Source organism: Streptomyces sp. TN58, from assembly GCF_001941845.1.
Lineage (GTDB): Bacteria > Actinomycetota > Actinomycetes > Streptomycetales > Streptomycetaceae > Streptomyces.
On the sequence record NZ_CP018870.1, the window covers coordinates 3277826 to 3303036 of the forward strand.

At 73.3% G+C, this 25211-nt stretch carries 26 protein-coding genes; 15 read left to right on the plus strand and 11 right to left on the minus strand.

Annotated elements, in window-relative coordinates; all coding sequences use genetic code 11:
• The first annotated feature begins 128 nt into the window (after positions 1-128).
• Entirely contained in the window at positions 129-1589 is a 1461-nt protein-coding gene (locus tag BSL84_RS14740) for an NCS2 family permease (RefSeq protein WP_045324344.1), read from the plus strand.
• Between the two features lie 35 nt (positions 1590-1624).
• Here BSL84_RS14740 and BSL84_RS14745 read toward each other — a convergent pair whose 3' ends face one another.
• A complete protein-coding gene (locus BSL84_RS14745; RefSeq protein WP_030027182.1) occupies positions 1625-1807 on the minus strand; it encodes a hypothetical protein in 183 nt (60 codons plus the stop codon).
• Between the two features lie 142 nt (positions 1808-1949).
• Here BSL84_RS14745 and BSL84_RS14750 point away from each other — a divergent pair, with 142 nt between their 5' ends.
• The 3 genes from BSL84_RS14750 to thpR all read left to right on the plus strand — a co-directional run bounded on the left by BSL84_RS14750 (position 1950) and on the right by thpR (position 4469).
• Positions 1950-2387 carry a MarR family winged helix-turn-helix transcriptional regulator gene (locus BSL84_RS14750; protein ID WP_030010566.1) on the plus strand — a complete coding sequence of 146 codons (438 nt, stop codon included), beginning with the start codon at positions 1950-1952 and terminating at the stop codon, positions 2385-2387.
• Positions 2388-2412: 25 nt separating this feature from the next.
• Positions 2413-3819 carry an MFS transporter gene (locus BSL84_RS14755; protein WP_075970510.1) on the plus strand — a complete coding sequence of 469 codons (1407 nt, stop codon included), beginning with the start codon at positions 2413-2415 and terminating at the stop codon, positions 3817-3819.
• A gap of 92 nt (positions 3820-3911) precedes the next feature.
• Entirely contained in the window at positions 3912-4469 is a 558-nt protein-coding gene (gene thpR / locus BSL84_RS14760; RefSeq protein WP_030027179.1) for an RNA 2',3'-cyclic phosphodiesterase, read from the plus strand.
• A 46-nt stretch (positions 4470-4515) separates the two neighbouring features.
• Here thpR and BSL84_RS36075 read toward each other — a convergent pair whose 3' ends face one another.
• From BSL84_RS36075 to BSL84_RS14775, 4 genes are all read right to left on the minus strand, one after another.
• Positions 4516-6060, minus strand: a complete 1545-nt coding sequence (locus BSL84_RS36075; RefSeq protein WP_051873085.1) for a peptidoglycan DD-metalloendopeptidase family protein — start codon at positions 6058-6060, stop codon at positions 4516-4518.
• Between the two features lie 95 nt (positions 6061-6155).
• Positions 6156-7592 carry an FG-GAP repeat domain-containing protein gene (locus tag BSL84_RS14770; RefSeq protein WP_075970511.1) on the minus strand — a complete coding sequence of 479 codons (1437 nt, stop codon included), beginning with the start codon at positions 7590-7592 and terminating at the stop codon, positions 6156-6158.
• Between the two features lie 202 nt (positions 7593-7794).
• Positions 7795-7968: a hypothetical protein gene (locus BSL84_RS36080; protein WP_158880250.1), complete on the minus strand. Its 174-nt coding sequence runs from the start codon at positions 7966-7968 to the stop codon at positions 7795-7797.
• 442 nt (positions 7969-8410) lie between these two features.
• Positions 8411-9403 (minus strand): helix-turn-helix transcriptional regulator, encoded by a 993-nt coding sequence (locus BSL84_RS14775; protein WP_045324354.1) that lies wholly within the window; start codon positions 9401-9403, stop codon positions 8411-8413.
• Between the two features lie 139 nt (positions 9404-9542).
• Here BSL84_RS14775 and BSL84_RS14780 point away from each other — a divergent pair, with 139 nt between their 5' ends.
• Entirely contained in the window at positions 9543-9848 is a 306-nt protein-coding gene (locus tag BSL84_RS14780) for a hypothetical protein (RefSeq protein ID WP_030030529.1), read from the plus strand.
• Between the two features lie 226 nt (positions 9849-10074).
• Positions 10075-10218: a hypothetical protein gene (locus BSL84_RS36085; protein ID WP_158880253.1), complete on the plus strand. Its 144-nt coding sequence runs from the start codon at positions 10075-10077 to the stop codon at positions 10216-10218.
• 204 nt (positions 10219-10422) lie between these two features.
• On the opposite strand, the gene BSL84_RS14785 is transcribed toward BSL84_RS36085, so the two are convergent.
• Together BSL84_RS14785 and BSL84_RS14790 are read right to left on the minus strand one after the other, a co-directional pair.
• Positions 10423-11412 (minus strand): aldo/keto reductase, encoded by a 990-nt coding sequence (locus BSL84_RS14785; RefSeq protein WP_075970512.1) that lies wholly within the window; start codon positions 11410-11412, stop codon positions 10423-10425.
• Between the two features lie 58 nt (positions 11413-11470).
• A complete protein-coding gene (locus tag BSL84_RS14790) occupies positions 11471-12163 on the minus strand; it encodes a GDSL-type esterase/lipase family protein (RefSeq protein ID WP_030030527.1) in 693 nt (230 codons plus the stop codon).
• 76 nt (positions 12164-12239) lie between these two features.
• Between BSL84_RS14790 and BSL84_RS14795 the strand changes: the two genes are divergently transcribed.
• Entirely contained in the window at positions 12240-13262 is a 1023-nt protein-coding gene (locus tag BSL84_RS14795; RefSeq protein ID WP_075970513.1) for a hypothetical protein, read from the plus strand.
• A 37-nt stretch (positions 13263-13299) separates the two neighbouring features.
• Here the strand turns inward: BSL84_RS14795 and BSL84_RS14800 are convergent, their stop codons facing one another.
• A complete protein-coding gene (locus BSL84_RS14800; RefSeq protein WP_075970514.1) occupies positions 13300-14226 on the minus strand; it encodes a DUF3027 domain-containing protein in 927 nt (308 codons plus the stop codon).
• A 328-nt stretch (positions 14227-14554) separates the two neighbouring features.
• Here BSL84_RS14800 and BSL84_RS14805 point away from each other — a divergent pair, with 328 nt between their 5' ends.
• The 4 genes from BSL84_RS14805 to BSL84_RS14820 all read left to right on the plus strand — a co-directional run bounded on the left by BSL84_RS14805 (position 14555) and on the right by BSL84_RS14820 (position 18352).
• Complete coding sequence (locus tag BSL84_RS14805) at positions 14555-15931, plus strand: MFS transporter (protein WP_030031847.1); 1377 nt, start codon at positions 14555-14557, stop codon at positions 15929-15931.
• Between the two features lie 330 nt (positions 15932-16261).
• A complete protein-coding gene (locus BSL84_RS14810; protein WP_030030515.1) occupies positions 16262-16750 on the plus strand; it encodes a hypothetical protein in 489 nt (162 codons plus the stop codon).
• Positions 16751-16764: 14 nt separating this feature from the next.
• Positions 16765-17514 (plus strand): futalosine hydrolase, encoded by a 750-nt coding sequence (locus tag BSL84_RS14815; RefSeq protein WP_045323447.1) that lies wholly within the window; start codon positions 16765-16767, stop codon positions 17512-17514.
• On the plus strand, positions 17489-18352 hold the full coding sequence (locus BSL84_RS14820; protein ID WP_075970515.1) for a 1,4-dihydroxy-6-naphthoate synthase: 864 nt from the start codon (positions 17489-17491) through the stop codon (positions 18350-18352). The genes BSL84_RS14815 and BSL84_RS14820 overlap by 26 nt, the downstream gene beginning before the upstream one ends.
• A gap of 81 nt (positions 18353-18433) precedes the next feature.
• Here the strand turns inward: BSL84_RS14820 and BSL84_RS37645 are convergent, their stop codons facing one another.
• Positions 18434-18817, minus strand: coding sequence for a cold-shock protein (locus BSL84_RS37645; protein ID WP_030012939.1), 384 nt, complete (start codon positions 18815-18817; stop codon positions 18434-18436).
• A 178-nt stretch (positions 18818-18995) separates the two neighbouring features.
• On the opposite strand from BSL84_RS37645, the gene BSL84_RS14830 reads away from it, so the two are divergent.
• On the plus strand, positions 18996-19247 hold the full coding sequence (locus BSL84_RS14830; protein ID WP_030030512.1) for a hypothetical protein: 252 nt from the start codon (positions 18996-18998) through the stop codon (positions 19245-19247).
• Between the two features lie 27 nt (positions 19248-19274).
• On the opposite strand, the gene BSL84_RS14835 is transcribed toward BSL84_RS14830, so the two are convergent.
• The gene (locus tag BSL84_RS14835; RefSeq protein WP_234308533.1) at positions 19275-19892 is read right to left on the minus strand and encodes an HAD family hydrolase; all 618 of its coding nucleotides are present in this window, start codon (positions 19890-19892) and stop codon (positions 19275-19277) included.
• Between the two features lie 263 nt (positions 19893-20155).
• On the opposite strand from BSL84_RS14835, the gene BSL84_RS14840 reads away from it, so the two are divergent.
• Together BSL84_RS14840 and BSL84_RS14845 are read left to right on the plus strand one after the other, a co-directional pair.
• Positions 20156-20683, plus strand: a complete 528-nt coding sequence (locus tag BSL84_RS14840; RefSeq protein ID WP_030030510.1) for a SigE family RNA polymerase sigma factor — start codon at positions 20156-20158, stop codon at positions 20681-20683.
• A gap of 9 nt (positions 20684-20692) precedes the next feature.
• The gene (locus tag BSL84_RS14845; RefSeq protein ID WP_045323448.1) at positions 20693-21505 is read left to right on the plus strand and encodes a hypothetical protein; all 813 of its coding nucleotides are present in this window, start codon (positions 20693-20695) and stop codon (positions 21503-21505) included.
• 38 nt (positions 21506-21543) lie between these two features.
• Here the strand turns inward: BSL84_RS14845 and BSL84_RS14850 are convergent, their stop codons facing one another.
• Positions 21544-22557: a hypothetical protein gene (locus BSL84_RS14850; protein WP_075970516.1), complete on the minus strand. Its 1014-nt coding sequence runs from the start codon at positions 22555-22557 to the stop codon at positions 21544-21546.
• Positions 22558-22689: 132 nt separating this feature from the next.
• Between BSL84_RS14850 and BSL84_RS14855 the strand changes: the two genes are divergently transcribed.
• The gene (locus BSL84_RS14855) at positions 22690-25131 is read left to right on the plus strand and encodes a helicase C-terminal domain-containing protein (protein WP_075970517.1); all 2442 of its coding nucleotides are present in this window, start codon (positions 22690-22692) and stop codon (positions 25129-25131) included.
• Positions 25132-25211 lie beyond the last annotated feature (80 nt).

The window sequence follows — 25211 nt, forward strand, 5'->3', positions numbered from 1 at the left end:
GGGAGCCTGCGACGCCCCGCGCACGCACGGTCTACGCGCGGAGATGGACGGCCCTTCCCTGGTGTGTTCATACTGAAACGGTTTGGGCGCGGCCCATTTTCTTCGTATGAACCACCAATGAGGACCGTATGAGCACCCCGGCCCCCGCCCCCGCCCCCGCCACTCCGGAGCCCTCCCCCCGGGTCCCCTCCGGCGGGATGGACCGCTTCTTCAGGATCTCCGAGCGCGGCTCGACCGTGGCCCGCGAGGTCCGCGGCGGTTTCGCGACCTTCTTCGCCATGGCGTACATCATCGTGCTGAACCCGATCATCCTGGGCAGCGCGAAGGACATGTACGGCCACCAGCTCGACAGCGGTCAGCTCGTGACGGCCACCGTCCTGACGGCCGCCTTCACCACGCTCCTCATGGGCGTCATCGGCAACGTCCCCATCGCGCTCGCCGCCGGCCTCGGCGTGAACACCGTCGTGGCCCTCCAGCTCGCCCCGCGCATGAGCTGGCCCGACGCGATGGGCATGGTGGTCCTGGCCGGCTTCGTCGTCATGCTGCTGGTCGCGACCGGACTGCGCGAGCGCGTCATGAACGCCGTCCCGCTGGGCCTGCGCAAGGGCATCGCCATCGGCATCGGCCTGTTCATCATGCTGATCGGCCTCGTCGACTCCGGCTTCGTCTCCCGCATCCCGGACGCCGCGCACACCACGGTCCCGCTCCAGCTCGGCGGCGACGGCCACCTCGACGGCTGGCCCGTCCTGATCTTCGTGATCGGCACGCTGCTCACCCTCGCCCTGCTGATCCGCAAGGTCCCCGGCGCGATCCTGATCTCCATCGTCGCCATGACCCTCGTCGCGGTCGTCGTCCAGCTCGTCGCCGACCTGCCCGGCTCCAGCTGGGGCCTGACCGTCCCGGCCTGGCCCGGCAACCCGGTGGCGGCTCCCGACTTCGGGCTCGTCGGCGAGGTCAGCCTCTTCGGCGGCTTCGCCAAGGTCGGGGTGCTCACCGGCATCCTCTTCGTCTTCACCGTGCTGCTGTCCTGCTTCTTCGACGCCATGGGCACGATCCTGGGCGTCGGCGACGAGGCCAAGCTGATCGACAAGACCTCCGGCGAGTTCCCCGGCATCAACCGGGTCCTGTTCGTCGACGGCCTCGCCGTCGCCTCCGGCGGTGCCACCTCCTCCTCGGCCACCACCTGCTTCGTGGAGTCCACGGCCGGTGTCGGCGAGGGTGCCCGTACGGGCCTGGCGAACGTCGTGACCGGCGCGCTCTTCGCCGTGGCGCTGTTCCTCACCCCGCTGGCCACCATGGTCCCCTCGCAGGCCGCCACGCCCGCGCTGGTCGCGGTGGGCTTCCTGATCCTGGCGGGGTCGGTCAAGGACATCGACTGGAGCGACTTCACCATCGCCGTCCCGGCCTTCCTGGCCATGGTGATGATGCCCTTCACCTACTCGATCACCAACGGCATCGGCATCGGCTTCATCGCCTTCAGCGTGCTGCGCCTGGCGACCGGCAGGGGCCGCGAGGTCCCCGCCGCCATGTACGTCGTGTCGGCGGTGTTCGTCTTCTACTACGCGATGCCCGCGCTCGGCCTCGGCTAGCCGGACACCCCCTGGGGCCGGCCTCCCGGGCGACCTCAGGTCAGCCCGTAGAACTTCTCCGTCTCGTCGACGGCCGCCTTGAAGCGCTCGTCGAAGTCATCGCGAATGAGCGTCCGGACCACATAGTCCTGGACGCTCATTCCGCGTTTGGCCGCATGGATCCGGAGCCTGTCGAGGAGCTCCCCGTCTATGCGCACGCTCAGCACATGTGTCCCCATGGCGAAAGAGTCGGTGCAGAGGACGCGTACGCGTGTCACTTTCGGCCGCCGACTCACCCGTACGAGTGACGGGGCACATACCGGGTGCATGACCAGGAAAACCCGGTGTTCCTTAGCGAGAGTAATGAGTTATTCTAAGTACATGCATGACCTCTCCCATGGCGACGACGCTGCCGCCGTGAACGATCTCCGCTCCGCCGTCATGCGGCTGGGACGGCGTCTGAAGCACCAGCGCGTCGACGAGTCGCTGAGCCCGACCGAGATGTCGGTCCTCGGCACCCTCGCCCGCTGCGGCCAGGCCACACCCGGCGAACTCGCACGGCGGGAGCACGTCCAGCCGCCGTCGATGACGCGCATCGTCGCGTTGCTGGAAGCCAAGGGACTGGTCACGCTGGAACCGCACCCCGACGACCGCCGCCAGAAGGTGGTCCGCCAGACGGAGGAGGCCGAAGCGATGCTCGAAGAGAGCCGCCGCAAGCGCAACGCCTTCCTGGCCGGGCTCGCGGCAGAGCTGACCGAGGACGAATGGGCCAAGCTGCGCGCGGCCGCACCCGTCCTGGAGAAGCTCGCACACCTGTAGGAACGACGCCAGGAGGCGAACGCTTTTGAGTACGGGAAACGGAGCAGACTCCGCACCCGGCCACATATCCACCCCGACTACCGCCGCGACCCCCGCAGCACCCGCGGCAAGCACGGCCCCCGCGGCCCCCGCGGCCCCCGCACCGCCCGCGAGCGGGAACTCGATGTTCAGCTCGCTGAGGATCCGGAACTACCGGCTCTTCGCCACCGGCCAGGTCGTCTCCAACACGGGCACCTGGATGCAGCGCATCGCCCAGGACTGGCTGGTCCTCTCACTGACCGGCTCCGCCTCCGCCGTCGGCATCACCATCGCCCTGCAGTTCCTGCCGATGCTGGTGTTCGGCCTCTACGGAGGCGTACTCGCCGACCGGCTGCCCAAGCGGCCCCTCCTCCTCGCCACCCAGAGCGCGATGGGCCTGACCGGTGTCGCGCTGGCCGTGCTCACCCTCGCCGGCCACGTCGAGGTCTGGCACGTCTACCTCGCGGCACTCGTCCTCGGCCTGATCACCGTCGTCGACAACCCGGCCCGCCAGACGTTCGTCCCCGAAATGGTCGGCAAGGACCAGGTCGCCAACGCCGTCAGCCTCAACTCGGCCAACTTCCAGTCCGCCCGGCTGGTCGGCCCGGCGATCGCCGGCGTGCTGATCACCGCCGTCGGCTCCGGCTGGGCCTTCCTGCTCAACGGCCTCTCCTTCGCCGCGCCGATCGCCGGACTGCTGATGATGCGGACGAAGGACCTGCACCCGGTCGAGCCCCGGCCCCGCGCCAAGGGCCAGCTGCGCGAAGGACTGCGCTACGTCGCCGGCCGGCCCGAGCTGGTCTGGCCGATCGTGCTCGTCGGCTTCATCGGCACCTTCGGATTCAACTTCCCCATCTGGCTGTCGGCGTTCGTGAGCGACGTCTTCCACGGCGACGCGGGCACCTACGGGCTCTTCAACACCCTGATCGCGGCCGGCTCCCTCGCGGGCGCCCTGCTCGCCGCCCGGCGCGGGCACTCCCGCCTGCGGCTGCTGGTCGCCGCGGCCGCGCTGTTCTCCGTGCTGCTGCTCGTGACGGCCTTCGCCCCCGGCTTCTGGCTGTTCGCCGCGCTGCTCGTGCCCATCGGCGTCTTCGGCCTGACGGTCAACGTGACCGCCAACTCCAGCGTGCAGATGGCCACCGACCCCGAGATGCGGGGCCGGGTCATGGCCCTCTTCATGATGGTCTTCACCGGCGGCACCCCGCTGGGCGCCCCGCTGCTGGGCTGGATCACGGACACCTACGGGGCACGCGTCGGCATGGCCTCCGGCGCCCTGATCTCCCTGGCCGCGTCCCTGGCGGTCGCGGCGGTCCTGGCCCGCGTCGGCAACCTCCGGCTGCGGGTCGACCGGCACGGGGTGGCCTTCGTCCCGGCCGCCGTTCCGCGCCGCCGCGAACTGGTGACGGTCGCGTAGCGGCCGTCACCACCCAGGCGGGAGCCGCGCACTGCCCTCCGGGCAGGCCGGCCCCGCCCCCGCGGCCGGCGCGCACGGCATACGCTCACCGCATGAGACTGTTCGCGGCCGTTCTGCCGCCCGAGGAGGCCGTCGCCGAGCTGCGGGAAGCCGTACGGCCGCTCCGCGACGACCGGCTGACCTGGACCGTGCAGGCCGGCTGGCACTTCACGCTCGCCTTCATGGGCGAGGTGGCCGACGACACGCTCCCCGAGCTGCACTCCCGCCTGGAGCGGGCGGCCCACCATACGGCGCCCTTCGCTCTGCGCCTGCACGGCTGCGGCCACTTCGGCGACCGCGCCCTGTGGGCGGGCGCCGCCGGGGAGCTCGACGCCATGCGCCTGCTAGCCGACCGGGCCGACGCCGCCGCGCGGCGGGCCGGAGTCCCGATGGAGCGGCACCGCCGGTACACCCCGCACCTCACCCTGGCCCGCAGCCACCGTGCCACCACCCCGCTGCGTCCGTACCTGGACGCCCTCGCGGACTTCGAGGGCACGCCGTGGCAGGTCGACACCCTCAGCCTGGTCCGCAGCCACCTGCCCGCGAGCGGGGTGCCGCGCGAGCAGCCCCGCTACGAGACGGTGCGCGCCTGGCCGCTGCGAACGCCGTGAGGCGGCCCGTCCCGCAGGGACGGACCGCCTCACGTGTTCAGGGTGGTCACCAGCCGCCGGTGCCGATCTCCTTGCGGGCGCCGAGGCCGCCGGAGCCGGTGCCCGGGTAGAGGAACAGCTTGCCGGTGGAGTTCTGGACGGCGATCAGGTCGTCGGAGAGCTGCGAGTTCAGCAGGTCGCCGCCGATCAGGTCGGACATGCCGTTCCAGCCGCCGGAGCCGATCATGACGCGCGGGCTCAGGTAGCCCTTGTCGCCGGGGTACAGGAACAGCTTGCCCGTGGACTTCTCGACCGCGACCAGGTCCTGGCGGCCGCTGTTGTTGAGGTCCATGCCGGTGAGGTTGGACATCCCGTTCCAGCCGCCCGAGCCGATCTCCTTGCGGGAGGCGAGCTGGCCGGTGGAGGTGCCGGGGTAGAGGTACAGCTTGCCGGTGGCCTTGTCGACGGCCGCCAGGTCGGCGATCTTGTCGCCGTTGAGGTTGAGGGCCGTCAGGCTGGACATGCTGTTCCAGCCGCCCGTACCGATCAGGACGCGGCTGCCGCCCGAGGCGATCGTGGAGTTGTCGGCGCCCTTGTAGAGCCACAGCTTGCCGGTGGACTCCTCGACCGCGGCGATGTCGTCCTTGCCGTCGCCGTTGAAGTCGCCGCCCGTGAGGTTGGACATGCCGTTCCAGCCGCCCGAGCCGAGCAGGACGCGGTTGCCGCCGGAGGCGATGGTGCCGGTGGAGGCGCCCTTGTAGAGCCACAGCTTGCCGGTGGACGCCTCCACCGCGGCGACGTCGACGACGTTGTCGCCGTTGAGGTCGGCCGAGGCCAGGTCGACCATGCCGGTGGAGCCGGTACCGCCGTCGCCCGGTCCCTCGGGCTTCGGCTCGGGGGCCTTGGTGGCGCAGTTCTTGCTGGTCAGCGACTTCGACCAGCTTCCGGAGCCGCTGAAGACGCTGCCGTTGAAGACCGTGCGGCGGTCGACGAGGTCGTGGCGCTGCTCGTAGTGGAGGTGGGCGCCGGAGGAGTTGCCGGTGCTGCCGACGATGCCGATCTGCTGTCCGGCCTTGACGGTCGCGCCGCTGGAGACGTTGAAGCCGTTGAGGTGGGCGTAGACGGTGGACCAGCCGCTGCCGTGGTTGATGACCACGTACTTGCCGTAGCTGGAGCCGCCGAGGTCCTTCACCTTGGACACGACACCGTCGGCGCTCGCCACGACGGGCGAGTTGACCGTCGAGCCGCCCTGGGTCCAGTCGATCGCGTTGGCGGTGGGGCTGTGGTGGGCGCGGGAGGCGCCCTGCCAGGTCTCGCCGCACTTGAACGGCATCTGGAAGTCGGGGCGGTCGTCGCCGGAGGTGGCCGCCATCGCCGTCATCATCTGCGGGCCCTCGGGCAGGCCGAGGTCGGCCGCCGTCAGCTCGGTCATGTCGCCGTGCGGGTCCTCCGGACCGCCGTCGGCGTTCGCACCGCCGGCCGAGAGGGCCACGGCGGCGACGGTGGCGCAGACGAGGCCGGTGGCGATGCGGACCCGGCGGGACATGAGGCGGGAGAAGGCGCCGGTGGAGGTGGTGGTGGTGTCAGCGGTGGTGGTGGTCTCGACAGACATGGGGGTGCTTCCAAACCGGCACAGAGGTGCCAAAGAGGGTGTCAGGGAGGGGAGTTGCGAAGGAGAGCGGGGAGATGCGTCGGGCGTCGGGCCGGCTACCAGCCGCCGGAGCCGATCTCCTTGCGCGCCCCCAGACCCGTGCCGGTGCCCGGGTAGAGGTAGAGCTTTCCGGTGGCCGTCTCGACGCCGACGAGGTCGTCGTTCGCGTTCGAGGTGAAGTCGCCGCCGATGAGGTCGCTCATGCTGTTCCAGCCGCCGGAGCCGATCTCCGTACGGGCGTTCAGGCCGGTGCCGTTGCTCTTGTAGAGGAAGAGCTTGCCGGTGGACCTCTCGGCCCCGACGACGTCGGTTCTGCCGTCGTTGTCGACGTCCATGCCGACCAGGTCGTGCAGGCTGTTCCAGCCGCCGGAACCGATCATGACGCGGCTGCTGCCACCGCCGATCGATCCGGTGCCGTTGCCCTTGTAGAGCCACAGCTTGCCCGTCGACTCCTCGACGGCGGCGACGTCGGCCTTGCCGTCGCCGTTGAAGTCGCCGCCCATCAGCTCGGACATGCCGTTCCAGCCGCCGGAGCCGATCTCCTTGCGGGAGGAGAGGCCGCTGCCGGTGCCCGGGTAGAGGTACAGCTTTCCGCTGGCCTCCTCGACCGCGACGATGTCGTCCTTGCGGTCGCCGTCGAAGTCGCCGGAGGCCAGGTTGGCCATGCCGTTCCAGCCGCCGCTGCCTATCTCCACGCGGTTGCCGCCGGAGGCGATGGTGCCGTTGGAGGCGCCCTTGTAGAGCCACAGCTTGCCGGTCGAGGCCTCGACGCCGACCACGTCGTCCACGGCGTCGCCGTTGACGTTGGCCGCGACGAGGTCGGTCATGCCGGGCTTGGGCGCCGGCGGGGCGGTCACGTCGTCGGCGACGTTCTTGTAGCGGACGGGCGCATAGGGGCCGTAGCCCGGGTAGTACGGGTAGTCGTAGACGCGGTGGTGGACCCCGCTGGGCGTGAAGTCGAAGCCCCAGTACTTCGTACGCTCGGAGTTGGCCCACTTCTCGAAGAGGACGATGTGGCCGGAGGAGCCCGGGTCGTCGTCCAGGAGGGCGTCGCCCGCCCTGAGTTCGGACTTGGTGATCGGCTCGGTCACCCCGCGGGCGGCGAAGGTGTTGGTGACCGGCTGGAAGTCCAGGTCCCAGGCCATCGAGACATAGCCCGAGCAGTCCGTGCGGTATCCGCCGTGGCGGCCGCCCCCGGCGTACTTCAGGCCGATGCCGACCCAGCTCTTGGCCCGGGCGATGACCGAGCTGCGGGTGATCCGCGGTGCGGCGGCGGTCGCGGCGAAGGTCGACGCCCGGAACTCCCCGTCGGCCGTTTCCTCCTCGCCCTGGCCGGGGCTGCCGAAGTCGGGGTTCGCGGGAAGTTCGGCGGTGACGGCCGCCGGGGCGGCGACCGCCGCGGAGTCGACGGCGACCACGGTGCCGGCGGCGACGGCGCCGGCGATCAGGGCGGCGACGGCCGCATGGCGGGTTCTGGGCAGGTGTCGGGACATGGCTGTGCTCCGGTTCTGGCGGGTCAGGAGGTCTGGAGGGCCGGGAGCGAGGGCTCGACCGGCGGTGACGCGAGGGGCGACGTGCGCGGTGTGGCGGGCGGACAGCTGTCCTGCAGGTACAGCGGTCCTGGGGATCGTGCGGATGGTGCGGATGGTGCGGATGGTGCGGTCGTACGGGGAGTGCGGGCTCGGCGCGGCGCCCCTAGCGGGAGCCGGTCACCGCGCTGATCGGGGCGAGCGGGGTGCCCGCCGGGCCGGCCGTTCCGTTGGCCGGGACCGGATGGGCCGGGGCGTGGGCGGAGGCCATCGGTGCGACGGAGGTGATGCCGAGGGTGAGGGCGACGACCGCGGTGGCCCTGACGATTCCGGTACGCATGGGGGTGGTTCGTCCTTCCGAAACGACATGATCTGGTGGCTTGAACCCATCGCCCCAGGACGTCCCGCGGTGGCGTCCGTTGCTGGGCTTTCAGGGCCTTCGGTGCTCGTCCCCGGGGGGCTGCCCCCGGTGACAGGCAATAGATTCGCCGCTGCCCGGGCCGGACGGAAGAGAGATCCACTGGCCCGAACGGGCCATGGCCGGACCTGTCCACGGTGGCCTGATCCGACCCCTCAGTCCGCCCTCCCGCTCTGGCCCCGCACACACGAAAGCCGCCCGGCGGGAACACTCTCGTGCTCCCACCGGGCGGCTTCGGTAACCCCTTGAGGCGTTGCACCCCCCTAGGACCTGTATCGAGTTGCCCCGCGGCGTCGCGACGCCCGGCACGCACCCTCGGCGCAGAACACCGCTCCTTGCTCCACGGGGAAACTCGGTACAGACCCTAGGCGCGCGCGGGCAGCCAGCCCTCCTGGACGGCGCGGACGCCGGCCTCGAAGCGGCTGCGCGCCCCGAGGCGTTCCATCAGCTCGTTGGCGATGCGCCGCGCCGTGCGCGAGGAGACCCCCAGCCGCTTGGCTATCGCGTCGTCCGTATGCCCCTCCGCCAACAGTCTTACCGCGGCTGCCTGTTGCACGGTCAGACCGTCCGGTCCGAGGACCGCCACCTCCGCCAGCGGCTGCGCCGCCGCCCACGTCGACTCGAAGAGCGCGCACAGGGCGACCAGCATGCCGTGACCGGTCAGCACGACCGCGCCGGCCGCCGAGTCGTCACTCACCGGGATCAGCGCCGTCCTGCGGTCCACGATGAGCATCCGCGTCGGCAGCGACGCCACCGTGCGGACCTGGCCGCCCAGTTCCGCCAGCCAGTTGGCGTGCTCCACGGAAGGCCGGCTGTTGCGCACGCTGTCCAGGTAGAGCGTCCGCATACGGACACCGCGTTCGAGCAGCGCCCTGTTCAGCGGGCGGGATGCGGCGAGCGCCGACTCGCTCAGCGTCGCGTCCGGCGAGAAGGCCAGCAACTCCTCCCTGGTCTCCCGGGTCAGCGCGACCAGCCGGTCGCGGACCGCGTCGAGGCCGATGAGCTGCTCCACCCCCGGATGCCTGGCGGCCGGCCGCAGCTGCGAGTACTCCGAGATCAGCCTGGCCGCGGCGGCCCGGGACGCCTCCAGCCGCTGCTGCTGCGCGGCCAGTTCCGCCTGCCCCCGGGCCATCAGGATCTCCATCCCGATGTCCGGTGAGACGGCGCGCAGCCGTCCGCTGTCGTCGGCCGACGGCTGGACCAGGGCCAGCTCGCTCAGCAGGTCCAGCGCATCCCGTACGTCGCCTTCGCCGATCCCCACGGCGTCGGCGAGCGCGGTCACGCCCGATCCCGGTTCCATCAGCATGGCCCGGTAGACGGCCTCGGCTCTCGCGTCGAGGCCCAGTTCGGTCAACACGTGTATCCCCCCACCCCGTTGGTACTTCGATCGAGATGATCATCTCAAAGAAGTGCCGCCGGGCCAGATGTGTCCACGGCCACAACCGGCCACCCGGAAGGGGTGTCCGGCACGGGTCCCCCCGGGCGACGGTGGAGACATGTACCTCGTCCATGCCCGTCTTCGGACGATCCCTCCGGCGCACGTGCCCGACGACCTGCGTGAGACGGCCCGGGCCGGGCTGCGCCCACGGGACCGGGTGGAGCACCTGGCCGTGCACCCGCAGTCCGCGGAGCACTTCACGCTCGGCTTCTTCCTCCTCTCCGACTCCCTGGAGGAGGCGGAGCGGCAAGCCGAGTCGGTCTGCCGCCGCCTGCTCGGCGCGCGGGCGCTGCCCCCCGCGCGCCTGCTGGACGTCGGCGTCCCGCTGATGCCGATGGCGGTGCGGGAGCTCCGGAGCGGCTGACCGCCGTGCAGCGGCTCCCCGCGTACGGCCGGAAGGGGCCTTCGGCCCGGCTCCTGTCCTCATCCGTCCACGGACGGTTTGGGCCAGCCGCTACCCCTTCTCCCGCTGCTGAGCTGCGGCTTAGCTATGTCTCACCGGAGAGGGACAGCGCCACCGCGGGGTGCGGGACCGACCGGGAAGCCATCGTCGCCACGCCTCACGGCACCCCGAAGGGACACCGGACACCATGAACACCACCACCATCGCCAAGGCCGCCGCGGTCGTCGCCCTCGCCCTCGTCCTCGGTACGCCGGCCGTCGCCTCCGCCGCCCCGCTCACCGCCGCCAAGCCCCCGGTCGCCGCGCAGAACGGCGACATGAGCTGGCAGTGACCGACCGGCCACGGCCCGCAGCGCACCCAGCACGGCACAGCCCCTGCGTCCATGACGCGGGGGCTGCCGCGTTACGCTCGACGGGTGGATCCCAAGACCAGAAACCGTGTGATGGCCGGTGTGCTCGTGCTGATGTTCCTCGTCGTCGCCGTGGCGGCCGCCGTCGGCCAGTAGGCCCCGCCCGCGGCGGCCGCCGGACGGCGCCTACCAGGCGAAGGCCTCCGGCGAGGGCCCCGGACCGGGGAAGATCTCCTCCAGTCCGGCCAGCACCTCCTCGCTCAGCTCCAGCTCCACGGCGCGCAGCGCCGAGGCGAGCTGCTCCTGCGTACGCGGCCCCACGATCGGCCCGGTCACCCCGGGACGTGTCAGCAGCCAGGCCAGTCCGACCTCGCCCGGCTCCAGGCCGTGCTTGTCGAGCAGGTCCTCGTACGCCTGCACCTGCGCCCGTACGGCGCTGTTGGCCAGTGCCTCCGCGGACCGTCCGGAGGCCCGTCGGCCGCCCTCGGCCTCCTTCCGGATCACCCCGCCCAGCAGCCCGCCGTGCAGCGGGGACCACGGGATGACGCCGAGCCCGTACTCCTCGGCCGCCGGGATGACCTCCATCTCGGCGCGCCGCTCCGCGAGGTTGTAGAGGCACTGCTCGCTGACCAGCCCGAGCCGTCCGGTGCGTGTCGCGACCTCGTTGGCCTGGGCGATCTTGTAGCCGGGGAAGTTCGAGGAGCCGGCGTAGAGGATCTTGCCCTGCTGGATCAGGACCTCGACGGCCTGCCAGATCTCCTCGAAGGGGGTCCGGCGGTCCACGTGGTGGAACTGGTAGAGGTCGATGTGGTCGGTCTGGAGCCGCTTGAGGCTGGCGTCGACGGCCCGGCGGATGTTGAGCGCCGACAGCCGGTCCTCGTTGGGCCAGGGTTCGCCCTCGCGGGACATCGAGCCGTAGACCTTGGTGGCGAGGACGGTCTTCTCGCGGCGCCCGCCGCCCTGGGCGAACCAGGTCCCGATGATCTCCTCGGTGCGGCCCTTGTTCGCGCCCCACCCGTACACATTGGCGGTGTCGACGAAATTGATCCCCGCGTCGAGGGCGGAGTCCATGATCGAGTGGCTTTCGGGCTCCGTGGTCTGGGGTCCGAAGTTCATGGTGCCGAGTACGAGTCGGCTGACCTTGAGGCCGGTGCGTCCGAGCTGTGTGTACTTCATGGGCACCAGCCAACTGCTTCGAGCGCACTCGAAGCAAGACCCCTGGGTGAAGGGCGTGTTACGGGAGCCGGGGCACGCGGTAGGGGCCGCCGAGGCCCCAGGCCTGGTGGAGGACCGCGGCGAACTCGCCTGCCAGGCGGTGCTCGCCGGAGGCGTTCGGGTGGGTGCCGTCGTAGGTGTCCCGGTGGATGTCGTACGAGGCCGGGCGCGCGGCCAGCAGGATCGGCGAGGCGTCCGTGGTGAGGTCGGCCACCGCCTTCGCGAGGAGGTCGTTGAAGCGGTCCACCTCGGCGGCGAAGGGGGCGTCCTCCTCGGCGCGGCTGTTGGGGATGACGGGCAGCAGGACCATGCGGATGCCGGGGTGGGCCGCGCGGGCGCCCGCTGTGAAGCGGCGGACGTTGGCGGCGGTCTGCTCGGCGTCGGTGTAGAAGCCGAGGTCGATCAGGCCGAGGGAGACCAGGAGTACGTCCGGGCGGTGCGCGGCCACGGTCTCGCCCATGACGGGGGCCATGTGCTGCCAGCCCTCGCCCCAGCCGGCCAGGTGGCGGCGGGCGTGCTCGGGGAAGCCCGGGTCGGCGTACGCGTGGCTGACGGGAGCGTCGGCGGTGGTGTCGTAGACCTCGCAGCGCGGGCCGACGATCCGGTAGGGGCCGGCGAAGGTCGAGTCGAGGTGCTGCCACATCCGGTAGCGCCAGGTGTAGTCGCCGGCGCGTCCGATGGTCATGGAGTCGCCGACGAACATGAAACGCATCCGGTCATCATCGCGGATCACGCGACAGAAGCATCTGTGACGCCGGACACGCGGCACGTACTGGCAGGCTGGGAGGATGCCTCCGTCCCTGCCGTCCGCCACCGCCCGCGCGTCCGCCGCCGCGACCGCCCTCGCCGCCGCCACCGCCCTCGCCGTGCTGCCCGGCACGGCGTACGCGTCACAGTCCCCCGAGACGTCCTCGTTCACCATCTCCGATCCGCGGATCAAGGAGTCGAGCGGGCTGGCGGCCAGCCGGGTCCATCCGGGCGTCTACTGGACGCACAACGACAGCGACGACGGCCCGTACGTCTACGCGGTGGACTCGGCCACCGGCAGCACCGTCGCCCGGGTGACGCTGACGGGCATCGGCAAGCCGCGGGACGTCGAGGCGATCTCGCTTGGCCCGGACGGACAGCTCTACGTCGGCGACATCGGCGACAACCGGGGCGGCACCTGGGACCACGTGTGGGTCTACCGCTTCCCGGAGCCGCGGCAGCTGGGTGATGTCACCGTCAAGGCGGCTCAGTTCACGGTGCGGTACGAGGACGGGCCGCGCAACGCCGAGTCCCTGATGGTGCATCCGGTGACGGGCCGGGTCTACATCGGGAGCAAGGACGAGAGCAGGGGCGGCCTGTACGAGGGCCCCGCGCAGCTGTCGGCGGGCGCCGACAACGTCTTCCGGCGGGTCGCGGACGTGCCGTGGGTGACGGACGGGGCGTTCTCCCCGGACGGGAACCGGCTGACCCTGCGCGGCTACTTCACCGCCCGGACGTACCCGTGGAAGGACGGTCGGCCGGTGGGCGAGGGCGAGCGGGTGGACGCGCCGTGGCAGGGGCAGGCGGAGTCGGTGACGTACACCGCGGACGGCTCCGCGCTGATGTTCGGCTCGGAGGGTGCGAGCAGCCGGGTGGTGGCGGTCCCGGCGGCGGCGGCCCCCTCGTCCGGCGGTTCGGCCTCGCCGCAGCCGGGGTCGCCGTCGGACGCGGTGAGCTCGCCGGAGCCGACGGGCAGCTTCGGCAAGGGCGCGCTGGTCCTGGCGGCGGGCCTGGTCATCGTCTTCGGTGCGAAGCGGCTCTTCCGCCGCCGCGCGCGGGACTGACGGCCCGGACCGGCGGGCGCGGCCGGGGCCGTACGGGTTACGAGTGGCCGAGGTCCAGGTCCGCGGCCTGGGCGTCGGGGGCCGGTGCGGGGGCGGTGTCCGCGGCCGTCGGCCGCAGGACGAACTCGTCCGAGGCCATCGAGTCGAGGACCGGCGGCGCCGGCCGCAGCGGCGCCGGCATGACCGCGGCCTCGGAGTGGCCGCCGCAGCCGTAGGACAGCGACACCAGGCGGCCGTCGGCCGGGCTGAACTCGTTCGCGCAGACACCGAAGGCCTGCCCCAGCGAGCCGCCGATGGCGACGAGGAAGCCGCAGGAGACGCAGGACGCGGGGGCGGCCTGCGCCATCGGGGTCTTCGCGCCGAAGGACTCGTCCCAGCGGTCGGCTGCGCTGTGCAGCCCGTACCGGGAGAGCACGCGCGCCCGGCGCATGCCCAGTTCCTCGGCGACGGCCGTGATGGAGCCGCGGGCGGGGACCGTCAGACGGTCGGTGACGTCGGCGTCCTCGGCCTCGACCAGTTCGGCCATCTCGGTGGAGACGACGGAGTTCGGCGGCGGGGCGTCCTCGCCCGACCAGCCCGGCTCCAGCCGCAGGTCGTCGGCCTCGGTGGGCAGCAGGTCGCCCGGTCCCATGTCGCCGGGGCGCAGCCGCTCGCTCCAGGGCACCCACTCGGGGGCCAGCAGGGCGTCGTCGCCGGGGAGCAGCACCGTTTCGTCGAGGGTGACGTTCTTGGCGCGGGAGGCGCGGGCGACGGTGACGGCCCAGCGCCAGCCGCGGTATCCCGGTTCCTTGGACTCGAAGAAGTGGGTGACGACGCGGTCGCCCTCCGCCACGGCGGAGACGTGTGCGCCCACCACGCCGGGGAAGGCTGCCTCCTCGGCGGCCGCGCGGGCGAGTTCCACCGCCTCGACACACAGGCGGTCGGGGGTACGCGGGGTACGGCTTCGCGTCGTCGCAGCACTCACTGGTCTCGTTCTCTCCTACGCCGTCTCACGTGTGCGCCGTCCGTACTGTCGTCCACAACGACCCGGCGGTGCTGTCCGTACGAGGCGCGGGCGGAGCGGACCAGAGGGCCGCGTCGACGTCCGCACCCGATCGGACTCCGGGCGCACCTCGCTGCGATCCATTCTGCGGGATCACGAAGAGGCGCGCGGCCAGGAGCAACCGCCGGTGGCGCGCTACGCACGCTACCTCCTCTCAAGCCCTGGGCACACATGCAAGGTCCGATTCGCGGACAAGCCGCCGGTTCCGCGACGCGCCGGGGGGCGCCCCGCGGGGGCCGGGTGGGGCACTATGTCGAGTGTGGCACCCGTACGGTCGTCCGACGACGGCTCGGGACCGGCCAGGCGGGCCGGCCGGGCTGTCGGGCGTGCCCTGCACCTTCCGATCACCGGTCCGGCCAAGGGGATCCGGCGGGCCACACATGCCCACGGGGCCGGCGAATCAGGTCTGGGCAGGCTGATCGAGCTGCACGCGATCAACGGCGCCGGCGACATGATGATCACGGTGGCGCTGGCGTCGACGGTGTTCTTCTCGGTGCCCACGGACGAGGCGCGGGGCCGGGTGGCCCTGTACCTGGCGATCACGATGGCGCCGTTCACGGTGCTGGCCCCGGTGATCGGTCCGCTGCTGGACCGGCTGCCGCACGGGCGGCGGGCGTCGATGGCGGCGGCGATGCTGGCGAGGGCGGTCCTCGCGCTGCTGATGTCGGCCGTGGTGGCCACGGGGGGTCTTCAGCTGTATCCGGAGGCGCTGGGTGTGCTGGTGGCGTCCAAGTCGTACGGGGTGGTGCGCAGCGCGGTGGTGCCGCGGCTGCTTCCGCCGACGTTCTCACTCGTCAAGGCGAACTCGCGGGTGACGCTGGCCGGTCTGCTGGCCACGGGCGCGGCGGCGCCGGTGGCCGCCGGGCTGAACTCGATCGGGCCGCAGTGGCCGCTGTACGGGGCGTGCGTCATCTTCATGGGCGGCGCCTTCGCGGCGTTCACGCTGCCGCACAAGGTGGACGAGGCCAGGGGTGAGCGCCGGGCCCGGCTGTCGACGCACGAGGCGCACTCGAAGCGGCCGGGGCTGCGGACGGTGACCCGCAGCGTGCTGTGCGGGCTGCTGGCGAACGCGGCGATGCGCGGGCTGTCCGGGTTCCTGATCTTCTTCCTGGCGTTCCTGCTGCGGGAGCATCCCCTGGCGGGGCAGAGCGCGGCGGTGTCGCTGGGGATCGTGGGCGTGTCGGCGGGCGTGGGCAACGCCTGCGGTACGGCGGTGGGCGCGTGGCTGCGGGCGCGCGCGCCGGAGGTGATCGTCGCGTCGGTGCTGTGCGTGACGTTGGGCATGGCGGTGCTGGCGGCCGTCTTCTACAGCGGGGTGTTCATGGCCGTGCTGGCGGCTACGGCGGGCTTCTGCCAGGCGCTGGCGAAGCTGTCGCTGGACGCGATGATCCAGCGGGACGTGCCGGAGGCGGTACGGACGTCCGCGTTCGCCCGTTCGGAGACGCTGCTGCAGGTGGCGTGGGTACTGGGCGGGGCGATCGGCATCGTGCTGCCGCTGAACGGCGTACTGGGCATGTCGGTGGCGGCGGTGATCGTCGCGCTGGGCGCGACGATGGCCGTCCGCGGCGCCCTGTCGGCCCCGCGCCACCACCCCCACCAGCACCCGTCCCGCCCCAGGGTTGCCTGACCACCCCCACTCCCGCCGCCCTGTCCAGCCCCGCTCTTTCAGCCCCGCCGCCCTGTCCAGCCCCGCCGGCGTTTGAGGCGCGGGGGCCCGGGGCGGAGCCCCGCTCATCCAGCCCCGCCGGCGTTTGAGGCGCGGGGGCCCGGGGGCAGCGCCCCCGCAACGGCGCCGCGCCCGCCCGCGAACGGTCACCCCCGCCCCCCGGGGCAAGCCACGCCACGCCATGAACGGCCACCCCCGGCGGGAGCCAAACGGTGCCCGCCGCAAGCCACGCCGCAGGTCGCCGGTACCCCATGCAGCGGCGCGGCCCAGGGGCCCGATAGCCTTCGGCTCATGACCGCACCGCTTTTCTCGGGTAGGGCCCGCCGCAGCGTCGCGGCCCTCGGAGCCGTGTCCGCCGGCCTCCTCCTCCTCTCCGCCTGCGACAAGCCGACCCCGCTCGCGACCGTGACGGTCGGCAGCTCGTCGGTGTCCGCCGAGGCCTCTTGCCACAACGACGGCAAGGAGCTCTCCATGGACGAGGTCCAGGAGTGCCTCACCAACCTCAAGAACCCCAAGACCATCGAGTACGGCCGGGGTGAAACGCTGCGCCTCGGCGTCGAGCCGGAGGTCGTCGAGGACGGCAAGCGCTGGTCGGCGGTTCTCGACGGCCAGCCGATCACCGAGCCCTCGTCGAGCACGTACCGCAGCTTCCCGAACGCCGACGTCTTCGCGACGGGCGGCCAGGGCGAGGCGCCGACCTCGAAGAAGCTGGCCTTCCTGCAGATCGGCGAGGACGGCAAGCCGCTCGCCGTCTGGTCCTTCAACCTCAAGCTCAAGTAACCGGGACCACCGCGGTGCGCGCGCTCGTCGTGACGGCGGTGGGGGCGGAGTCGGACTCCGTCCTCGCCGGTCTGACCCCTCATCCGGACAGTCCCGGGCCTGAGCCGCGCACGCTCCCCGGCGGGTACCTCATGACCCGCCGGGACCTTCCGGGCATCGCCTTCGACGTCCTCGTCGGCGGTGTCGGTCCGGCGGCGGCAGCCGCCGGCACCGCCACGGCCCTGGCCCTGGCCCTCGGCGGGGCCGAGTACGGGCTGGTCGTCAGCGCCGGCATCGGCGGCGGGTTCGCGCCCGCCGCCCCGGTCGGCTCCCTCGTGGTCGCGGACGCGATCGTCGCCGCCGACCTGGGGGCGCAGACCCCCGACGGGTTCGTCGACGTGTCGGCGCTGGGCTTCGGGCACAGCGTGCACCTGCCGCCCGCCGAGCTGGCGGCCCGGGCCGCCGAGGCGACCGGGGCGCTGCTCGCGCCCGTACTGACCGTCTCCACCGTGACCGGGACCGCCGACGGGGCGGCCGCTCTGGCGGCCCGGCATCCGATGGCCGGGGCCGAGGCCATGGAGGGCTTCGGGGTCGCGGAGGCCGCCGCCGCGCACGGGCTGCCCGTACTGGAGATCCGCGCCGTGTCCAACGCCGTGGGGCCGCGCGACCGCGCCGCCTGGCGGATCGGGGACGCGCTGGCGGCGCTCGCCGAGGGCTTCCGCGTGCTGGGGCCCGTACTCGCGAACTGGGGAGAACGCCATGAGCAACACCGTGGTCGACGGTGAACCGCTGAAGATCGCCTATTCGCCGTGCCCGAACGACACGTTCGTGTTCGACGCGTGGGCGCACGGACGGGTGCCCGGCGCGCCGGCCCTGGACGTCACCTTCGCCGACATCGACGTCACCAACGGCATGGCCGAGCGCGGCGAGCTGGACGTGCTGAAGGTGTCCTACGCGGTGCTGCCGTGGGTGCTGGAGGACTACGCGCTGCTGCCGTGCGGCGGGGCCCTCGGGCGTGGCTGCGGACCGCTGGTGCTGACGGCGGAGCCGGACCTGGACCTGGCGGGGAAGACGGTCGCCGTGCCGAGCGAACGCTCCACCGCCTACCTGCTGTTCCGGCTGTGGGCGGCCGACGTGCTGCCGGAGGGCGTCGGCAAGGTGGTCGTCCTGCCGTTCCACGAGATCATGCCGGCGGTCCGGGACGGCCGGGTGGACGCCGGGCTGGTCATCCACGAGGCCCGGTTCACCTACCAGGACTACGGCCTGCACTGCCTCGCCGACATGGGCGAGCACTGGGAGTCCACGACCGGTCTGCCGATCCCGCTCGGCGCGATCGTCGCCAAACGGTCGCTGGGCGCGGAGCGGCTGCGTGAGCTGGCCGAGTCGGCGCGCACCTCGGTCCGGATGGCCTGGGACGACCCGCAGGCCTCCCGCCCGTACGTCCGCGCGCACGCGCAGGAGCTGGACCCGGCCGTCGCCGACCAGCACATCGGCCTGTACGTCAACGAGTTCACGGCGGACCTGGGCGAGTCCGGTTACGCGGCGGTGCGCGGGCTGCTGACGCGGGCGGCGGCCGAGGGGCTGGTACCGGCCATCGCGCCGGGCGCGCTCACCTTCCCGTAGTACCCGTGGGGGTCCGCGCGCCGCACACGACCGCGCCCCGCCTCTCGTACGAGGGACGGGGCGCGGGGGTGCGTAGGCGGGTCAGACGTCGAGCTGGTCGGCCACCGCGCGCAGCAGGCCGGCGATCTTCGTGCCGTGCACCTTGTCGGGGTAGCGGCCGCGCTCAAGCATCGGGGTGATGTTCTCCAGCAGGGTGGTGAGGTCCTGCACGATCGAGGCGAGCTCGTCGGGCTTGCGGCGCTGGGCGGCCGCGACGGACGGCGCCGGATCCAGGACGGTCACCGAAAGTGCCTGGTCACCGCGCTGCCCGGCGACGACGCCGAACTCGACTCGCTGACCGGGCTTGAGGGCGTCGACCCCGGCAGGGAGCACCGACGAGTGGACGAAGACGTCTCCGCCGTCGTCGCGGGAGAGAAAGCCGAAGCCCTTCTCACTGTTGAACCACTTGACCTTGCCGGTAGGCACGTCCGTCCTCTGTCCTTGTGCTCGTCGGGGGTCCGAAGGGCCGCGAACGGCTCCGGACAACAGCGCAGCGGGCCATGTGTGACCCGCCACCTCAAGGCTAATGGTCGGGGGCCGGGTGACAAGACGTTCCCCGGTCCTTCGCGGTCGGCTGCTTCGGCCAGGGAACTACCCTGGTGAGGTGACTGTTACTCCTCATTCGGACGAAGCGCGGCCCGGCGACGGACTGGTCAGGGCCGGCGGCATCGTGTTCATCGCCGGGGCCGTGGCCACCCTCGCCACGATGGCGCCGCTGTTCCTCGACATCGACCCGTTCCCGCCGTACGCGTGGGCCGTGTGCATGCTGATGGGCGTCGGCTTCGCGATCTCCGCCGCGGGCGTGCTGCGCTCGGCGGCGGCGCAGCGCAAGGCGGCGCGGGCCTCGCAGGCCTGAGCCGGGGTTCCGGACAGCCGTCTCGGCTCAGACGGGCTGTGCGGCGACGTACCGTGCGAGCCATTCGGGCAGCGCGGTGAGGTCGGGCAGCACCACGTCCGCGCCCGCGGCGCGCAGTTCCGGCTCGGCGCAGGGGCCGGTCGGCACGGCCACGGACAGCGCGCCGGCGGTGCGGGCGCCGCGTACGTCGCCGATGTGGTCGCCGACGTACACCTGCGCGCCGTGCTCGCGCAGCGCGCCCGCCTTGGCCTCCGCCCACAGCCATCCGATGACCGCGTCCGGTTCTATGCCGAGGTGTGCCAGGTGCAGGCGGGCGTTGGGCTCGTGCTTGGCGGTGACGACGATCGCGCGGCCGCCCAGCGCCTGGACGGCCGCCACGGCCTCGCGGGCGCCGGGCAGCGCGGACGTCGGCTCGATGGCGTGGTCGGGGTAGATCTCCCGGTAGCGGTCCGTCATCGCCGGGATGTCGGCCTCCGGGAACCAGCGGCCGATCTCCTCCTCCAACGGGGGCCCCAGGCGCGTGACCGCGGCGTCGGCGTCGATGTACGTCCCCGTCTCGGCGGACAGCGCCCGGTAGACGGCCCGGATGCCCGGGCGGGAGTCGATCAGGGTCATGTCGAGGTCGAAGCCGACGGTGAGGTTCATGGGGCCCATTGTGCCGAGCGGCCTGCGGACCTCCGCGGGCGGTGTGGCGGGCCTCCCCGAAACTCGTGTTCAACCTTTTCGCGGCGGGGGCGCTCAGGACAGGGGTGACGGACACGATGTGAGAGGGAGGGCGGATGCCACCAGGCGCCGGACACCACGCAGCGCGGGACTTCGGGCCCGAGTACGGGCATGCGTACGGGCCCGAGTACGGGCAGGGACACGGCCCCGGGCCGACGGCGGTGACCGCGGCGGCGGTGACAGCGGTGCCGGCGACGGCGGCTGTCGAGCGGGACGCGGCGACCGGCGGCCTCGACTTCGAGACCTTCGCCCGGGCCTCCCAGCGGAGCCTGTACCGGACGGCGTACCTGCTGTGCGGGAACGCCGACGGCGCGCGCGACCTGACCCAGACGACGCTCGCCAAGCTGTTCCAGCACTGGCGGCGCGTGGCCGCCGCCGACAACCCGCAGGCGTACGCCCGCACCGTGCTGACCCGCACCTTCCTCGCCGAAAGGCGCCGGCGCCTGCGCGACCTGCTCGCCCACCGGCGGATCGATCCGCCGGCGGCCCCGCACCACGCCGACCTGCGGGTCACCCTGCTCGCCGCGCTGGCCGAGCTGCCGCCGCGGGCCCGCGCCATGGTCGTCCTGCGTTACTGGGAGGACCTGAGCGTCGAGACGGTCGCGGAACTGCTGCGCTGCAGCGAGGGAACGGTCAAGAGCCAGTGCTCGCGCGCGCTGGCGAAGCTGCGCGTCCGGCTGGGCGACGCCCACGTCTACGCCACCGAGAGCTGAGGAGACGTCATGGGTACCAACGAGGACACTGCCGACGCCCGTACCGCTCTGCTGGTCCGGGACGCGATGGACCGGGCGACCGCGGAACTGCCCGCGCTGATGGACCTGGCGGGTCCGGCCCGCGCCCAGGGCCGCCGCCGCAAGGCGCGCGTCCGGGTCGCGGTCGGCGCCGGGGTGCTGGCCGTCGCGACGCTCGGCGCCGTCACCGCGTCGATGCTGCCGGGCAGCGGCCGCCAGGCGCCGGTGGAGGTCGTCGTGGCCGCGCCGCCGTCGTCGTCGGCTCCGCCGCAGCCGCTGCACATCGAACCGACACCGGGCGAATCGTCGATGGCCGACCTGCCGGCCGCCGAGCGGGCCCGGCAGGAGAACTTCCAGGACCAGGCCGTCGGCGTGCTCCAGAGCCTGCTGCCGCCGGCCGTCGGCACCGTGCAGCGCACCGACCTGAGGGTGAACTTCTACCGGGCCACCAAGGACGGCACGGCGTTCCCGCTGATCTTCTCCGTGCGGCCGTCGGGCGAGAAGCCGCAACCCTGCCAGGAGATCCGCGGACGCGTCTGCGCGAAGGCCACGCTGCCCGGCGGCATCGAAGCCCACGCCTCGACGATCCCGACCGGCACGGTCACCGAGACGGAGGTCTCCTTCCGCTACGGGACGTGCAACGTCAGGCTGTCGGTCTTCCCCGACGAGGCGGCGAACGCGTCCGCTCCCGTCACCCCCGCCCAACTGCTGGACGTGGTCAAGGCACCCGCCTTCCTGGACCTGGTCAAGGCCGCGGAGGCGCAGCCGATGGAGCAGGAGCAGCGGAGCATCCCCGGCGGCTGAAGCCACGGCGGAGGCAGCCACGGCCGCGGCGGGCGCCCTCAGCGGCGGCGCGCCCGCCACACCAGGTACAGCACGGACGCCAGCGCGGCGCCCCGCAGCAGCCACGGCCACATGCCCTGGACCGCGCCGCCGACCTGGTCGTCGGCCAGGGCCTCGCCCCACTTGCCGTTGGCGCGGCCCCACAGCCACACCGCGGCTCCGGCGAGGACCACGCCCGGCGGGCCGAAAACGGCCCACTTGCGTTCGGCGGGCCGCAGCACCCGCGAGGCGTACGGCAGGAGCCAGCCGATGACCAGGAGCAGCCAGTGCCCGCTGACGACGCCGACGAGGAGGACCGCGGCGGCCAGCAGCAGGAAGGCGTTCGGTCGCGGGCGGACCGGCGCGGCGGCCGCCGCCTCCGGCTGCGCCCCGGCCGTCTCGGCGGCCTTCACCTTCGCGCGCCGCCGCTCGCGCAGGAAGCCCACGAGGGTCGGCGCGCGCGGATCCGGCGGCCCGGGCGGGGCCTCGGCCTCCTCCTCACCGTCGTCCTGCGGCCGCTCCTTGAACAGGTCCGGGATCTCGATGCCGCCCGCGAAGCCGTCGACCTGCGGGCCGTCCCCGTACGCGCCGGGCGTCGTCCGCCACCAGTCGGGCTCGGCACCGCCGGACGGGCCGAGCTCGTCCAGCCCGGCCAGGTGCGGCGGCACGTTCTCCGGCTCCGGCTCCGGCTTCCGCTCGGGCGCCGGCCGCGGCGTGGGCACCCCCGGCAGGCGCAGGCGGCCCGGAGCCCGCTGGGCGGGCACCGGCGGGACCGGGTCGGCGGGGGCGGCGGCGGCCGCGCCCTGCCGGCTGCCGAGGGTGTCCAGGACCTCCTCCGGCGTGCCGATGCGCTCCAGGATGCGGCGTACGGCCGCCGGGGTGTCCGGGTCGTACTTGGCGCGCCGACGGTCGATCTCGTCCCTCAGGCCCGCCACCAGGCGCATCCGGTCACCGGAGGAGAGGTGCCGGCGCTGCGCCAAGTCCCCGACGGCGCTCAGATATTCGTAGACCAGGTGGTCGCTTTCGATCCCCACGCCCAGGCTCCTCCCGTACCGCCTCTCCCGAAGGTAGCGCGTGCACCCGTGGAGCCGCCCCGGGCGCAGCGGATACCGTTGGCCGGATGGGGACCGGCCGACACGACCGGCCGACGCGACCGGGAGGCGACTGTGCCCGAGCCAAGCACTGCTGCGGGAGCTCCGGAGAGCGGCACCGGGGCCGCCTCCCCGCGTTCCCTCGCCGAGGCGCTGCGCGCCCGCGACGACGCCGCGCTGTCCGCCCTCCTGCACTCCCGCCCGGACCTGCTGAACCCGGTGCCCGGTGACATCACGCAGCTCGCGACGCGCGCCGGGACCCGCGCCTCGGTGGTGCGGGCGCTGGAGCACCTGGACCGCTTCACGCTGCAGACGGCCGAGGCCCTGGCCGTGGCCCCGGACCCGTGCCCGTACCCGGTGCTGGAGGGGCTGCTGACGGGCGGCGAGGACGAGCGGGCCCGCGCCGCGCTCCCCCGGGCCCTGGCCACCCTGCGCGACCAGGCCCTGGTGTGGGGCGACGAAGACCGGCTGCGGCTGGTGCGCACCGCCCGCGAGTTGCTGGCCCCGTCCGCGCAGCGGCCTTCGCCGACGGGGCTGGGGCCGACCGTCGCCGAGGCCACGGCAGGGATGTCGCCGACCCGGGTGCAGGAGATCGTGGCGGCGGCGGGGCTGCCCGCCACACACGATCCGGTGTCCGCGGTCACGGCGCTGACGGCGCTGTTCACCGACCCGGAGCGGATGTCGGCGCTCCTGGACGAGGCCCCGGCCGAGGCGCACCAGGTGCTGGGGCGGCTGGTGTGGGGCCCGCCGTACGGGGAGGTGACGCCGAATCCGGCGCCGCCGGTGCGCTGGCTGCGCGACCGGGGGCTGCTGCTGCCGGCGACGGCCCGGACCGTGGTCCTGCCGAGGGAGGTGGCGCTGCACCTGCGCGGAGGGCTCGCACACCGGGACACCTCGCCGGTGGCTCCGCCGGTGCCGGCGCACCGCGAGCACCGTCCACAGCTTGTGGACGCGAACGCCGCCGGACAGGCGCTGGCCGCGCTGGCGACCGTCGAGGAGCTGGTGAAGTCCTGGGAGCACACCGGCCCGCCGGTGCTGCGGGCGGGCGGGCTGTCCGTACGGGACCTCAAGCGGACGGCGGCCGCCCTGGACACCTCGGAGGCGTCGGCGGCGTTCTGGGTCGAACTCGCCTACGCGGCCGGGCTGCTGGCCGGCGACGGGGAGGCGGACGAGCGGTACGCGCCCACGCCCGCCTTCGACGACTGGCGCGAACTGCCGCCCGCCGAGCGGTGGTCGGCGCTGGCGGCCGCCTGGCTGCCGGCGACCCGTACGGCCGGGCTGGTCGGTGAGCAGGACGCGAAGGGGCGCACGCTGTCGGCGCTCGGCCCCGAACTGGACCGTTCCGCGGCGCCCGAGGTGCGCCGGCGCGTCCTGGAACTCCTGGCGGACCTGCCGGAGGGCGGCTCGCCCGACACGGAGGCGGTGCTGGCACGGCTCGCGTGGGAGCGGCCCGTACGCACGGCGAGCGACCTGCGGGCGCGGCTCGCGGGCTGGGCGCTGACCGAGGCGGAGGTCCTCGGTGTGACCGGCCGGGGCGCGCTGTCCGGTCCGGGCCGGGCCCTGCTGGAGGGCCGGGACCCGGCGCCGCTGCTGGCGCCGCTGCTGCCGGAGCCGGTGGACCACGTGCTGCTGCAGGCCGACCTGACGGCGGTGGCGCCGGGACCGCTGCGCCGCCCGCTGGCGGACACCCTGGCGGTGCTCGCGGACGTGGAGTCCAAGGGCGGGGCGACGGTGTACCGGTTCACGCCGGGCTCGGTGCGGCGGGCGCTGGACGCCGGCCACGCCGCCGCCGATCTGCACGCCTTCCTCAAGGAGCACAGCCGTACGCCGGTTCCGCAGCCGCTGGCGTACCTGATCGACGACGTGGCGCGGCGGCACGGGCACCTGCGGGTCGGCGCGGCGTCCGCGTACGTGCGCTGCGACGACGACGCGATGCTGGGCGAGATCCTGGCGGACAAGCGGTCGGCGGGGCTGGGCCTGCGCCGGCTGGCGCCGACGGTGCTGGCCGCGCGGGCCGAACCGACCGCGCTGCTGGAGGGGTTGCGGGCGATGGGATACGCGCCGGCCGCGGAGTCGGGTACCGGCGACGTGCTGGTGACGCGGGCCGACGCCCACCGCACGCCGGCCCGCTCGGCGCCCGTTCCGGTGCCGGACGGCCCGCCGGTGCCGGACGCGACGCTGCTGGGGGCGGCCGTACGGGCGATCCGCGCGGGCGACCTGGCGGCGACGGCGGTCCGCAAGGAGCCCGGGGCTGGGCCGTCGGCGGGCGTGCCGGGCGAACTGCCGCGCACGAGCGCGGCGGAGACCCTGGCGACGGTGCAGGCGGCGGCCCTGACCGGATCGGCGGTGTGGATCGGCTACGTGAACGCGGACGGCGCGGCGAGCCAGCGGGTCATCGCCCCGGTACGGGTCGAGGGCGGCTTCGTCACGGGCTACGACCACACGGCGGACGAGGTCCGCACGTACGCCCTGCACCGCGTCACAGGAGTAGCGGAACTGGCGGACGACCACCTCTGACCCCTTCCAGCCCCGCCGCCCCCTCCAGCCCCGCCGGCGTTTGAGGCGCGGGGGCCGGGGGCGGAGCCCCCGCAGCGGCG

Coding starts and splice junctions, on each gene's coding strand:
- BSL84_RS14740 (WP_045324344.1), top strand. CDS start 129: ATGAGCACCCCGGCCCCCGCCCCCGCCCCCGCCACTCCGGAGCCCTCC.
- BSL84_RS14745 (WP_030027182.1), bottom strand. CDS start 1,807: ATGGGGACACATGTGCTGAGCGTGCGCATAGACGGGGAGCTCCTCGAC.
- BSL84_RS14750 (WP_030010566.1), top strand. CDS start 1,950: ATGCATGACCTCTCCCATGGCGACGACGCTGCCGCCGTGAACGATCTC.
- thpR (WP_030027179.1), top strand. CDS start 3,912: ATGAGACTGTTCGCGGCCGTTCTGCCGCCCGAGGAGGCCGTCGCCGAG.
- BSL84_RS36075 (WP_051873085.1), bottom strand. CDS start 6,060: ATGTCTGTCGAGACCACCACCACCGCTGACACCACCACCACCTCCACC.
- BSL84_RS14770 (WP_075970511.1), bottom strand. CDS start 7,592: ATGTCCCGACACCTGCCCAGAACCCGCCATGCGGCCGTCGCCGCCCTG.
- BSL84_RS36080 (WP_158880250.1), bottom strand. CDS start 7,968: ATGCGTACCGGAATCGTCAGGGCCACCGCGGTCGTCGCCCTCACCCTC.
- BSL84_RS14780 (WP_030030529.1), top strand. CDS start 9,543: ATGTACCTCGTCCATGCCCGTCTTCGGACGATCCCTCCGGCGCACGTG.
- BSL84_RS36085 (WP_158880253.1), top strand. CDS start 10,075: ATGAACACCACCACCATCGCCAAGGCCGCCGCGGTCGTCGCCCTCGCC.
- BSL84_RS14785 (WP_075970512.1), bottom strand. CDS start 11,412: ATGAAGTACACACAGCTCGGACGCACCGGCCTCAAGGTCAGCCGACTC.
- BSL84_RS14790 (WP_030030527.1), bottom strand. CDS start 12,163: ATGCGTTTCATGTTCGTCGGCGACTCCATGACCATCGGACGCGCCGGC.
- BSL84_RS14795 (WP_075970513.1), top strand. CDS start 12,240: ATGCCTCCGTCCCTGCCGTCCGCCACCGCCCGCGCGTCCGCCGCCGCG.
- BSL84_RS14805 (WP_030031847.1), top strand. CDS start 14,555: ATGTCGAGTGTGGCACCCGTACGGTCGTCCGACGACGGCTCGGGACCG.
- BSL84_RS14810 (WP_030030515.1), top strand. CDS start 16,262: ATGACCGCACCGCTTTTCTCGGGTAGGGCCCGCCGCAGCGTCGCGGCC.
- BSL84_RS14820 (WP_075970515.1), top strand. CDS start 17,489: ATGAGCAACACCGTGGTCGACGGTGAACCGCTGAAGATCGCCTATTCG.
- BSL84_RS14835 (WP_234308533.1), bottom strand. CDS start 19,892: ATGAACCTCACCGTCGGCTTCGACCTCGACATGACCCTGATCGACTCC.
- BSL84_RS14845 (WP_045323448.1), top strand. CDS start 20,693: ATGGGTACCAACGAGGACACTGCCGACGCCCGTACCGCTCTGCTGGTC.